Here is a 12140-nt window from a genome sequence, read left to right as displayed (position 1 = left end):
GGGAAAACGAACTGCTGCGGAGCGGCGGGGCCACGTGTGGGGCGCGCTCGGGTCGTGGGCCGGGCCGCGCGGGAGCGGGCATCTGCGCCGGTCGCGCCCGACATCAGGCGCCCGCTGGCCGCCCTCAGGCGCTCACGCCTTCGCGCGCGATACGCGCCTCGTAGGCCTTCAGGTGGTTGTAGGCGACGCGCAGCAGCGGCAGGCCGGCCGCGCCGGGCGCGGCGGCCGGCGCGCGCGCGAGCAGGTCGCCGATCACGTGGTCGGCTTCCACGCGCGAGCGGTTCTCGACGTCGCGCAGCATCGAGGCCGTCATCGGCGACGGCGTGAACAGCAGGCGCCGCGATCTCTCGTGGGTCGACGCGGGCGGCGGATAGCCATGATGCGCGGCGATCGCGCCGGTTTCGGCATAGAGTGCCTCGAGCAGCTGCCGGCCGTCCGGCGCCGCGAGGATGTCGCCGATCGCGGCGCGCATCAGCGTGGTGGCCGCCGCGAGCGTGGCGAGGAAGGTCCACTTGTCCCACATGCGGGCGACGATGTCGTCGCTCGGCAGCACGTCGAAGCCCGCGCCCGAGAACGTCCCGGCGATCGCCTGCACGCGCGCCGGCATGCCGCCGGCGAGATCGCCGAAGCCCACCGCCTGCGAGTCGTTCAGGTGGACGATGCGCTGTTCGGCGTCGAGCGTCGAGGCAATCATGCAGAGGCCGCCCAGCACACGCTCGCGGCCGAAGCGGGCCTGCAGCACGTCGATATGGCGCATGCCGTTGAGCACCGGCAGGATCAGCGTGTCGGGGCCGACGAACGGCGCGAACGAGTCGATCGCGTCGTCGAGGCCGTAGGCCTTGCAGCTCAGGAACACCAGGTCGAACGCGCCGGCGCGCGCGGCGTCGCCGGCCTGCACCGTGTTCACGCCGGCGAGCGTCAGGTCCCCGGCGTGCGGGCTGCGAATCACCAGGCCGTCGCGCGCCAGCGCACGGGCGCGGCCCTCGCGCACGAGAAACGTCACGTCACGGCCGGCCGCCGCCAGCCGTCCGCCGAAATAGCCGCCCGTCGCGCCCGCGCCCACCACCAGAATCCGCATCGCCATCTCCTTGCATTCGTCTTTCAAAGGGTTCGCCATTGATGCCCATGGCGCCGCGCGGGCGCCGGGGCGCGGTGACTGTAGCGGAATTCGGGGGAACGCGTCGGATGGGAGGGGGAGGCTGAGGGCCGCCGGGTGGCGGCGGCAGAGCCGGATTCGCGGCTGCGAACCGGATCGCGAGTGCGCGATGGTCTACGTTTGTCCACGGTCCATGGACCGTGGACAAATCAGGAAACCGAACCGATAACAACAGGCCACCGCAAGATAATCGCGACGGCCAGAAAACTACGCAGCCTCACGCTCCGTCTGCGCAATCGTCTCCGCATCCGGAATCGCTTCGGTTTCCTTCAGAAACGCCTTCAGATAGCGCCCGCGAATATAGCGGCACTCGTCGCGCAGCATCCCGTACAGGATGAAGTCGGTGCCGTCGCTGGCCGCGCCGCGCATCACGCCCTCGCGCACGAAGCCGAGATGCTCGTCGAGGCGCTGCGCGTCGAGGTTGTCCACGCGCACCAGCCCCGTCACGCGGCGGCAGCCGAGCATCGCGAACGGATAGAGGAACGCGGCGGCCACGAACGCCGCCGTGATCAGGTGGCGCGAGCCGTCGAGCGCGAAATGCATCAGCAGGTTCGGCCCGTTGTGCCCCTGGAACACCACGCCGGCCACCAGCTCGCCGTCCTTCGCGAGCCCGATCGCCTTGGCGTCGTCGTAGCGCTCCTCGCCGGTGCGCGCCGCGACGAAGTGCATGACTTCGTCGTGGCGGTCGAATACCAGATTGCGCATGGCGCCTCCGGGGATCAGGACGGCAGCGGAATACCGAACTGTTGCAGCGTCGGGTTGACGTTCGACGCGAACTTCTTCTGGTCGTTGTGCTTCTTCACGGCCTCGACGATCGCGAAGATGATGCCGGCCACGCCGACCACGGCCGCGCCCACCGCCATCACCGGTGCCGCCGCCGCGAGCGCGCCGCCGACCGCGCCGGCCACGCCCTCGGCCGCCGCCGCGCCGCCTTCGGCACCGGCCGCCGCGCCTTCGGCCGCCTCGGCACCCGCCGCCGCGCCCTCGGCCGCGCCTTCCGCGCCGCCCGACGCCGCCGCGCCGGCCGCTTCGGCCGCCGCGCTGTCGCCGCCCAGGCCCATGAAGCCGTCACCCTTGGCGAGATCGCTCAGCGTGTCGGTGACCGTCTTCGCGTCGCTCAGGCCGCGATGCACGTCGTCGATGGTCTGGCCGGCCGACTGGCCGTTGCCGCCGGTGGCCGTGGTGCCGTCGGTGCCGTCGTCGGCGCCGCTGCCGGCCGTGCTGATGCCGCCCGCCTGCTGGAACTCGCCCGACATCTGCTGCATCTCGGGCGGCACCGTCTTCTGCAGGTAGGCCGCCGTGTCCGGGTCGCTCGCCAGCTTCTGGATGTCCTGCTGGAGCGCGGCCACCGTCTTGTCGACGTTGCGCAGCTTGTCCGAGCCGCCGGCCTGCACGTCCACCAGCGTCTCCATCAGCTTCACCATCACCGCCGCCTTCTGTTGCGGCGAGTAGTTCTGCGGGTTCTGGATCACGTCGCCGTTGAGCTGGCTGATGTCGGTGTTGCCGGTGATGTTCTGCAGGCTCGCGTCCTGCAGGAACTGCTGCGAGCCGGCCTGGGTGGTCGGCGCGTCCTTCTTCAGGAAGTTGTCGATGTTGTTGGTCGAGTAGACCTGGTCGCGCTTGTTGGTGGCCTTGTCGTCGCCGCTGCGGTCCAGGTCGTCGAAGCCGCCGTCGGAGCCGAACGCCTGCGCGGCCGCCTTCAGCGACGAACTGAAGCCCGCGTCGTTCTGCAGGTCCTCGATCTGCTTCTGGGTGGTCAGGCCGCCGCCGCTCTTGCCGCCGTTCGTGTAGTTGTTGCCGTTCTTGCCGTGCGACTGGTGGCCCTCGGACTCGCCGGCGATCGCGTTGTAGGCCTTGAGCAGGCCCGCCGAACGCTCGACGTTCACCGAATCGGCATCCGCGTCGGGATGCTTCTTCATGTAGTCCTTGATGTCGGAGTCGGCCTGGTCGAGGTTGGTGCTGACCTGACCCATGAACTTGTCCATCTTCTTCGTGTCGACGGTGCCGTCGGACTTCAGCGCGCCGGTGTTCTGCAGCGCCGACTTCAGCGACGGGTTGTCGTTCACGAACTGCATCGCGGCGGCCTTCTGCGCGTCGGTCGGCGGCTGGCCGTCCGGGCCGGCCTTGCCGCTCAGGATCTGCATCGCCGCGAGCGGACGCTCGAGCGAGGCGCCCTGGTCGGGCGGCGCGAGATCGGCCCACTTCGAGAGATCGGACTGGTCGTTGGTCTGGCTGTAGCTGTCGAGCGCGGCGTACTTGCCGTCATCGGTCGCCGCGCCGCTCGCGGCACCCGCTCCCGCCCCCGCGCCCGTCGCGTCGGTACCGCCCGGCGTGCCGTCCTGCGGCAGCGAGGAGGCATCGGTTTGCGGCATCTGCAGGCCGCTCGACGGCGTCGCGTCGCTGCTGCCCGACGTGCCGCTGGCATCCTGCTGCTGCGCGGACGACACCAGCGCGCGCACCATCTGCTGCAGTTGCGAGTCGATCTGTTCGAGCTGCTGCATGCCGGCCTGCAGGCTGCTCGACGGGTCTGCCACGCCCGTCATCGACGGAGCGGCGACGGTCGGAGAAAACGAGAGCGTTGAGAGCGAGGTCATGGGAACGGAAGATAAGAATTCGAAAATGGAAACACGGAGCGGCGCCCGCCGCCCCGCGTGACGCCGATGCGAACGGCCCGCCGCCGAAGCCGCGGGCCGCCGGCATCAGACGTTGTCGTCGTCGTCCTGCGCCTTCGGCATCTGCAGGCCGCCCATGCCGCCCATGCCCATGCCGAAGCCGCCGGTCGAACCGAACGGGTTCATGGCCAGGCTCTGCATGTTCATCAGCATCTGCGGGTGGAAGCCCTCGATCGCCGGCGACTCGGATGCGGTGGCCGTCGAGGCCGGCATCTGCACTTCGCCCTGCGCGGCCTTGCCGAAGTTCGAGGCGGCGGACAGGCCGTCCGCGCCCGCCACGTCGGCGGTCTCGATGGCCTTGTAGGCTTCCGGGCTGGAGAGCAGCGCCTTGGCGGCGTTCTGCACGTCCGGCGGCGTGCCGGCCGGCGGGTTCATCGCCAGCTGGTACATCGCGTTCGGATCGACGGTCTGCGTGCCCTGTTGCTGGAAGTAGGCCGACAGCGCGCCGGCGGCCGACTGCAGCGTCATCGGCGAGCCGTCCGACATGGTCGGCGCGGACTGCGCGCTCTGCATGCTGTCGAGGCCACCCTGCGCGGCCCACTGCATGTCGCCCTGGCCCGCCACGCCGTCGCTGCCCGACACGTCGTGCGTCTCGATCGCCTGATAGACGTCCGGGTTCTGCAGCATGAACGCGGCGGCCTTCGAGACGTCCGGCGGCGTACCCGTGGGCGGGTTCATCGCCAGCTGATAGAGCTGGTTCGGCGACATCGAGCCGACGTTGTTCTCCTGCATGTACGCCGACAGCGCGCCCGCCGCCGATTGCGTGGTCATGCCCGAGGTGTCGACCTGGCCGATGCCGCCCGCGCCGATCGCGCCGTTGCCGGCCACGCCCTCGCCGGTGCCCGCCGTGTTCGGCAGGCCCGCGCCGCCCGTCGGCGCGCCGGCGCCGCCGGCTTCACCGGTCTGTCCGCCCGTGTTCGGGAACGCGCTTTCCAGCTGCTGCATCAGGCTCTGGATCTGCGACATGTACCCTTGCATCAGCGTGCTGACCGCCTGCTCCACCTGGCTCTGGACCTGCTGCATCGACGACTCGATCTGCGATGCCATGCCCGACACGCCGCCGAGGCTGCCGAGCGGTTGCTGGATCGGCTGGCTGATGCCAAGACCGCTGGGAAAATTCATGTATGGCCTCCTATGGTGTGTTCCAAGAAACGACGTCCCGAATGACTCGCCATACGCCGCCCGTCATAGGAGGCGCAATGCCGTTGCCAATACTAGACAAGGGCCGCACCTCGAAACTTCGTCGATCCGAATCGCTTGCCGGAAATGCGAAGCGGATGCGAACCATGCGCGGTGATCGGCGGCGCGGCGCCCCGGGTCGCTGCGCCTCGCCGCGCAGCGCTTCGTATCGCTGCGCGCGTGCGCCATCGGGTTACGGTCTGATGTTGGTTTACCGACTCTGCGTCTCGCGGCCATGCACGTGTTCTTGTTCGCCGACCGGCTCGCCTCCCGGCGGAAAGCGCCTTGCGCGCGCACACCCGACGGCGGCGCGCCGACGCGCCGCGACGCCGCGCTTCACGACACGGCGCCTCATGATGGAGCGCTTCACGGTGGAGCGCCCGGCGGCCTGCGTTCGCGCGCGGCGCTCGGCACCGGCGCGCTCGCGTTGCTGGCCGCGCTGGCCGGCTGCGCCACGCCGCCGCCCGGCCCGCCCGACGCGGCCGTGCCCGACGCGCTGCGCGGCGCGGCGCCCGAGCAATGGCAGGAAACGCTGAACGCCGGCGGCGACGAGGTGTACCGCTGCCGTCGCGTGGCGGCGCTCGACGCCGGCGCGCCGGGCGAAGCGGCCGGCCATACGCTGCGCTGGCGCGCCTACGGCCCCGAGGCCACGCTGGTGGATGCCCGCGGCCACAACGTCGGCTCGATCGTGCCGGGCCGCTACTTCCTCTCCTACGACGGCAGCTTCGCCGTCGCCGGCACCGAGACCGCCACCATCGTCGACGCGAGCGCGCTGCCGTGGGTGCGCTATCAGGTCCACGCGAGCACCAACGCGCGCGACGGCAGCGGCGGCCGCATGACCAACATCAGCACGGTGGTGCGCATCAACACCCACGGTGGTCTGCCGGCCACCGACCGCTGCCGCCTCGAGGGCGCCACGCTGTACGTGCCGTACTTCGCGACCTATCTGTTATATCGCCGCGCCGCGCTCGCCGAATAACACATCTTTTTGTTTTCCCGGTTAAATCGGCGCAATTCCGGATTTGAATTTCCGCTTACCCGTGGATGACGATCGATGCACGTCGTTTCACCATTGGCATTCCATTACTCACCAAATATCAGCAAACATTACAAATTGAAAAGTTTCTAAATGACATCGACTTTTACCTGTTTCCAGGTATCTGACGAACGCCTTACAAACTTGTCTGACGCAGCGCGCTTGAAGCTTACAAATACATATCGAAACATTTTGTTTAGGTTAAAAACTAAACATTGCATTCCATGATTCGAAAAACATGCCTCAATGGCACCGGAATCATGGCAATTTCTTTCCGGCGGTTAACAATAAGTTACACCCTTGGATTTTCGATGCCTGTACTTTCGCTCCGTGCCAGTAGCCTGCCGGTTCATTTCACGTCGGGACAAGTAGAGGAGGTTCAGGTTGAAGTTCGCCGTATTAACGCCCAACGTCAGCATGTTTGAACGACTGCGCCAGCATTTTCTCGATGCCTCCGTCGAATGCATTCAATTCGAGGACGACGTCGCGCTGGCGCGTGGCCTTTACCGAGATGATTACCGCGTGATTCTGGTCGACGCCGCCACCGGCATCGACGGCACGCGCACCGTATTCGCGCGCCGCGCGTTCTACGGCGGCCGACGGGCGCCGCTGCTGGTGGTCGGTACGTTTACCGATCGCGACAGCCTCGAGCGCGCCTTCGACGCGGGTGCCGACGACGTGGTGCTCGCTCCGTTCGACCGCAACGAGCTAGCGGCCCGCGCGTTCCGCGCCATGCGCCGCGTGGAGGCCGAACCCGCCCCGCGCGACGAGCAGCGCGTCACGCTCGGCGCCTATACGCTCGACCAGCAGGCCAGCACCGTGCAGATCGCGGGCCGCAACGTGCGCGTGACCACGCGCGAGTTCGCGATCGCCTGGCTGCTGTTCTCGCGCGCCGGCGAATACGTCACGCGCCGCCAGCTGGCGGGCGCGATCTGGGGCAGCACCGAGGATATCGTCGGCCGGCGGCTGGAGCAGCATATCTACAAGCTGCGCCGCAAGCTGGAACTGACGGGTGAGTCCGGCGTCGCGCTGCGCACGATGTATGCGCACGGCTACCGGATCGAACAGACCGACGGCATGGCGATCGACGCCGGCGTCGAGGCCGAGGCCGGTCCGCACGAGCTCGCCGACGCGCAGCTCGACAGCCTGGGCGTGCGCGCCGAAGCGCCCGCCACTTGCGCACCGCAAGCGCGCAGCACGGGGCTGACTTTGCCTGCCGATCGCGCAAACGTTGTCGCGCCCGGCGCGGGAGCCACGGTGCATGCGCGCCACAGCCTCACGGCCTCGCTCGCGCAGCCCTGGGCCTCGTATGCGAACCCGTGGCACATCGGCGCCACCATGATCGCGAAGGCCGTTCACGACGACGGCGCCGCGGCCGATCACCAGATCCGCATGCCGACGCTGTCGGGCTCGCGCAGCGACGGTTGAGTCCGCAACGATCGGGGCCGCCGGCCCCGTTGTCTCGCTACTGAAAACATCCCGCCGCCGGCGGGATGTTTTCGTTTACGGCGGCGGGTGAAGCGAAGTGCCGCCGAGGTTCCCGCTTACGCGCCCAGCTGCTGCGCGAACTGCGCCGCGTACTGGTTACGGTTCTGCATTTCCGGATCGGTCGCGCCTTCGAACTGCTGGCACCAGGTCGCCGCGGCGGCCTGCGGGGAGCCGGCGCTGTTCATCGCGTCCTTCAGCCCCGGCATGTTGTTGGCTTCCTGGATCATGAACTGCACCTGGGTGCCGAGATCGGTGACCGGCTTGCCCTGCTGCTGCGCGAACTGCTCGAGCGCTTCCTTGCGCGAGCCGCCCCACTGCGCGAGGCCGTAGCCGTGCGCGTTGTCGTCGGCGTTGTTCGACGACGGGCCGCCGGTCGCGCCGCCCTGGTTGACGTCGGGCTGCAGGCCGCTTTCCTGCTGCAGGTTGCCGAGGATGCCGGCGATCGCGGTGTTGTTGTAGCCCGCGTCCTTCAGCGCGCTGGCGATCTGGTTCGCGTTGTCGCCGCCGAGGCTCGTGATCGGCGAGCCGCTGCCGGCACCCGTGGTGCCCGACGAGGCATCGACCGGCGTGCCGCCGCCGGTGCCGCTGTCGGCCGCCGCGGGAATCCCGCCACCGCCGCCGCCACCTCCACCGCCTGCGGGAATCCCGCCGCCACCGCCACCACCACCCGCGGGCGAAGCCGCCAGGTTCTGCGCCATCGGGAACCCGCCGCCGCCTCCACCACCACCGCCGCCGCCGCTGCCGAGTCCGTTACCGTCGCCCTGCTGCGCGGCCAGCTTCAGCAGCTGCGCCATCTGGGCCATTTCCTGGATGATCTGCGTGATCATCTGCATGATCTGATTCATCTGCGAACTGCTGGCGCTGTCCGTGCCGCCCAGCGGATCGCTCGACGACAGCGCGTCGATGCCCGGGGGTTGGCTGGGACTGGAAATCATGAGCGACATGAGCGACTCCTGGTTGGAACGGCGGTTCGGCCGACTCCTCGCACTATAGGGAAGCGGCCGCAAGCGCCGCACACCCGGCACGAAGCCGGAGCCGGCGATGCGAAACGAGCGCGGGGCCGGCGCAGGCAGCGCCGGCCCCGTCAGGGAACCGCAACGACCGGATCGGATGCCGGCTCAGCTGCCGGCGTCGATGATGCGCGGCGTCAGCAGGAACACGGTTTCGTTGTGATCGTGCTCGTTGCTGTTGTCGCGGAACAGCGCGCCGAGCAGCGGGATCTTCGACAGGAACGGCACGCCCGTCACGCCGTTGGTGGTCTTGTCGGTCGTGAAGCCGGCGATCAGCAGGCTGTCGCCTTCGCCGACGAAGGCCTGCGTGTTGATCTGGCTGGTCGTGATCACCGGGATGTTGTCCACCTGCTGCTGGGTCAGCGAACCGTTCTCGATGTGGACGCTGAGCTTGATGCGCGTGCCGTCCTTGTCATGCACGATCAGCGGCAGCACGCGCAGCGAGACGCCGGTGGACACGCTGTAGAGGTCCGCCGAAGTGTAGCCCTGCACCCGCACGTAGAACTTGGTGGTGTTGTCCATGGTGGCCTCGACGTTGTCGAGCGTCGCGACCAGCGGGGTCGCGTCGATCTTCGCCTTCGAGTTGGACTGCAGCGCGTTCACGCTGGCCAGCAGGTAGCGCCCGGCGCCGCCCACCACGGCCGAGATCGCGGCGCCGGTGGGCGTGGCGTTGACGATGGTGTTGCCGGGGCCGGCCTGCTGCACCGAGCCGAAGGTCGGGTTCAACTGGCCGGTGGAGAACGAGTTCTGCGCGGCCTGCCCGTTGCCGGTCTGGAAGTCGAGATGGCTGCCGTGCGCGTGCCAGTCCACCCCGATCTGCTGCAGCGTGGTGTCATCCATCTCGATGATGTGGGCCTGGATCTCGACGATCTGCGGGCGCACGTCGAGCTGCCGGATCAGGTCCTCGTACTGGCCGACGCGGTCCGGCGTGTCGCGGATCAGCACCGAGTTGGTGATCGGGTCCGGCTGGATCACCGGCAGGCCGTCGCTGCCGTCGGTCACCGCCACGTCGTTGCTGTTCAGGTCGCCGAAGCCGCCGCCGCCACCGCCGCGCCGGCGCCGCGTGTAGCCGCCGCCGTTGTTGTCGTAGGCGCCGCCGAACGCCTGGCCCGCGTTGCCCACCGACTGCGAGCCCGTCATCGAGGGCGGCAGCGGCGGCGGCTGCATGCCGTTGCCGCCGCCGCCGATCGAGCCCGTCGACGAGCCCGACACGTCGTTCATCGACTGCACGCGCTGCATGTTCGGCGCGCTGCTCGGCTGGCCGCCGCCCGAGCCCGACTTCACGCTGTACATGTTGGCGAGGATGGTGGCCACGCCCGGCACGCTCACGCTGTTGCCGTCCACCTGCACGCTGTGGTCGGTGGCCCAGGCGTTCTTGAGCTTGTAGATGCGGATCACCGAGCCCGAGCGGTGGCCGGTGGTGGCGTCGAGCCGCGCGGCCACGTCGGCGATCATCTGCACGTATTGCGCGGGGCCGCTCACCAGCACGGTGCCCGAGGTCGAGTCATAGCTGAGCGGGAAGCGCGGATCGTCGAGGCCGATCTGCTTGAGCGTCGAGCGCAGCGCGCCGATCTCGCTGTGATCGAGCTGCAGCACCTGCCGCGTCACGTCGTTCGAGCTGCTGATCGACAGCACGTTGCCGTCGTAGAACCAGATGAAGCCGAAGGTCGAGGCGAGCGTGTCGAGGAACCGCTGCGGCGACAGGTCGAAGCGCCCCGTCACGGTGCCCTGCACGTTCTGCGCGATCGAGGCCGCGATGCCCTGGCTGGCCGCGAAATCGCGCAGCACGTCCTTCAGATCCTTGCCGTCGAGCTGGACGTGGACGGTGGCGCTGCGCCAGCGCACGGGAGCCGCGTCGGCCGCGCCGGGCAGGCAGGCGAAAATCGCCGCCGCGAGGCACGCGGCGGCAGCAAGCTGCTTCACTCTCATGGTGTCGAATCAGGAAGAAAGGTGGGGGAAGCGGGGTCAGCGTTCGAGCGTCTCGGAGGGCGCTTCGCGGAATTGCTTGCGGTAGCCGGTGACGAGCGTCGAGCGGCTCTGCACGCCCCAGCGGCGCGCGGTTTCGAGCACGCGCTGGTCGCCCGCGTCGGCGTGGTCGATCAGCGCCTCGCGGATCCGCTCCATGCGGCGCGTGCGGATCAGCTCGCTCGGCGAGAGGCCCAGGCAGCTCTTGAACGCGCTCTGCAGCGCGCGCTCGGTCACGCCGATCTGGGTGGCGATCTCGCGCACCGACAGGTCGGCGCGGTCGAGGTTGTCGAGCACGTAGCGATAGGCGCGCCGGTACTTGGCGGGCAGCCGCGCGCTGACGTCGTCGGGGGCGGCCTTCGGCTGGCGGTCGAGCGCCGGCGTGCGCACGTGCGAATCCTCGCGCAGGCACTGCATCGCCACCAGCGCGTAACGGCTGTACCACTGCAGCGATTCCTGCGCGCGGCCCTGGGTCTCGCGCAGCTTGGCCGCGCAGTAGAGATATTCGAGCTGGCGGTGGCCGGTGTCGGAGCCGCGCACGCCCTGGTGCAGCGGCTCGACGATGCTCTGCGCGACGTGCGGCGCGTCGCCGACGAACGTGGCCAGCGCGATCTCCAGGCGCACCGCGCGCTGGTAGTCGGCGAAGCCCTGCTCGCGAATCCGTTCGAGATAGGCGCAGACGTTGGCGATCGCGTCGCGGTCGCCGCTCGTCACGTTGCGCAGGTCGCGCAGGTAGGCCACGCGCGCGGCCAGCAGCGGCGCGCGCACGCCGGCCGCGGCCTGCAGCGCCTCGGCGAAGCCGATGCGCGGCGCCGGCACGTAGGCGGCCGGGCTCGCCAGCGCGGCCGAGCGCCAGTAGACGTGATCCTGCAGCGCGTTGGCGCAGCGCAGCTCGTGCTGCGCGACCAGGTCGAAGCGCAGCGCGGTGACCAGCTCGCGCCAGCGCGTGCTGGTGGCCACCACTTCGTCGAGCGCGTCGAGCGCTTCCCGCGTGCGGCCCAGTTCGTGCAGCGCGCAGGCGATGCCGATGCGCGCCTCGATGCGGCGCGCCGGGTGCGCCTCGGCCTCGTCGGCGGCGCGTGCGAAGCAGGCCAGCGCGGTACCGATGCGATGGCGGAACAGCGCCTGCCACGCGGCGTTGCGGCAGGTCGCGACGCGGATCTCGGCCTTCGAGGCACGCATCCGGCGCTGCGCGCGGCGGTAGGCATCCTCGGCCTCGGCATCGAAGCCGAGCACCAGTTGCAGATCGGCGTGCCACTGCAGATCCTGCGCGCTCACGCCTGCCGCCGACTCGTCGAGACGGCGGCCCGACTGCTGCACGGCGGCGGCGAATTCGCCGTCGAGGATCGAATCGACCGCACGGGCCGCGATGCCGGAACCGGCATCCTCGTCGGACGCGGCAAGCGCGGACACGACCGGGAAATAGAGCATCGAAAACATGAAGCGACTCTCCTTGCTGTTGCCTGGGCACCGGATCGCGGCGCAGTTCGAGCAATGTAGTCGGGGCCTCGTTTTCAAACTCTCAGTTTGGCTGAGCAATCTTCAGCAATGATGCCGATTTGAGATTTGCGCACGGCGTGGCGCGGCCTCGTGCGAGTCTCATGATTGCTCAGGCGAAGTTCTTGCCGGCGTGC

Annotated in this window: 9 protein-coding genes; 2 read left to right on the top strand and 7 right to left on the bottom strand. The window is 69.1% G+C overall.

Annotated elements, in window-relative coordinates; genetic code table 11:
• Positions 1–124: 124 nt before the first annotated feature.
• The 4 genes from panE to BpN12_RS01085 all read right to left on the bottom strand — a co-directional run bounded on the left by panE (position 125) and on the right by BpN12_RS01085 (position 4950).
• A complete protein-coding gene (gene panE / locus BpN12_RS01100) occupies positions 125–1078 on the bottom strand; it encodes a 2-dehydropantoate 2-reductase (RefSeq protein ID WP_246794740.1) in 954 nt (317 codons plus the stop codon).
• 285 nt (positions 1079–1363) lie between these two features.
• A complete protein-coding gene (locus BpN12_RS01095) occupies positions 1364–1861 on the bottom strand; it encodes a GNAT family N-acetyltransferase (protein WP_246793449.1) in 498 nt (165 codons plus the stop codon).
• 14 nt (positions 1862–1875) lie between these two features.
• Positions 1876–3699: a type III effector HrpK domain-containing protein gene (locus tag BpN12_RS01090; protein WP_246793448.1), complete on the bottom strand. Its 1824-nt coding sequence runs from the start codon at positions 3697–3699 to the stop codon at positions 1876–1878.
• 156 nt (positions 3700–3855) lie between these two features.
• Positions 3856–4950, bottom strand: coding sequence for a hypothetical protein (locus BpN12_RS01085; protein WP_246793447.1), 1095 nt, complete (start codon positions 4948–4950; stop codon positions 3856–3858).
• 484 nt (positions 4951–5434) lie between these two features.
• Between BpN12_RS01085 and BpN12_RS01080 the strand changes: the two genes are divergently transcribed.
• Positions 5435–5986 carry a DUF3455 domain-containing protein gene (locus BpN12_RS01080; protein WP_246793446.1) on the top strand — a complete coding sequence of 184 codons (552 nt, stop codon included), beginning with the start codon at positions 5435–5437 and terminating at the stop codon, positions 5984–5986.
• 474 nt (positions 5987–6460) lie between these two features.
• Complete coding sequence (locus BpN12_RS01075) at positions 6461–7471, top strand: response regulator transcription factor (RefSeq protein WP_246793445.1); 1011 nt, start codon at positions 6461–6463, stop codon at positions 7469–7471.
• 116 nt (positions 7472–7587) lie between these two features.
• On the opposite strand, the gene BpN12_RS01070 is transcribed toward BpN12_RS01075, so the two are convergent.
• From BpN12_RS01070 to BpN12_RS01060, 3 genes are all read right to left on the bottom strand, one after another.
• Positions 7588–8475 (bottom strand): phage tail tip lysozyme, encoded by an 888-nt coding sequence (locus tag BpN12_RS01070; RefSeq protein WP_246793444.1) that lies wholly within the window; start codon positions 8473–8475, stop codon positions 7588–7590.
• A gap of 174 nt (positions 8476–8649) precedes the next feature.
• Positions 8650–10470 (bottom strand): type III secretion system outer membrane ring subunit SctC, encoded by a 1821-nt coding sequence (sctC, locus tag BpN12_RS01065; protein WP_246793443.1) that lies wholly within the window; start codon positions 10468–10470, stop codon positions 8650–8652.
• Between the two features lie 36 nt (positions 10471–10506).
• The gene (locus tag BpN12_RS01060; protein WP_246793442.1) at positions 10507–11946 is read right to left on the bottom strand and encodes a helix-turn-helix transcriptional regulator; all 1440 of its coding nucleotides are present in this window, start codon (positions 11944–11946) and stop codon (positions 10507–10509) included.
• Positions 11947–12140: the final 194 nt, after the last annotated feature.

Origin of the sequence: Burkholderia perseverans, from assembly GCF_022870505.1 — a bacterium.
Classification (GTDB): domain Bacteria; phylum Pseudomonadota; class Gammaproteobacteria; order Burkholderiales; family Burkholderiaceae; genus Burkholderia; species Burkholderia plantarii.
This window is presented reverse-complemented; position numbering and strand designations above follow the sequence as displayed.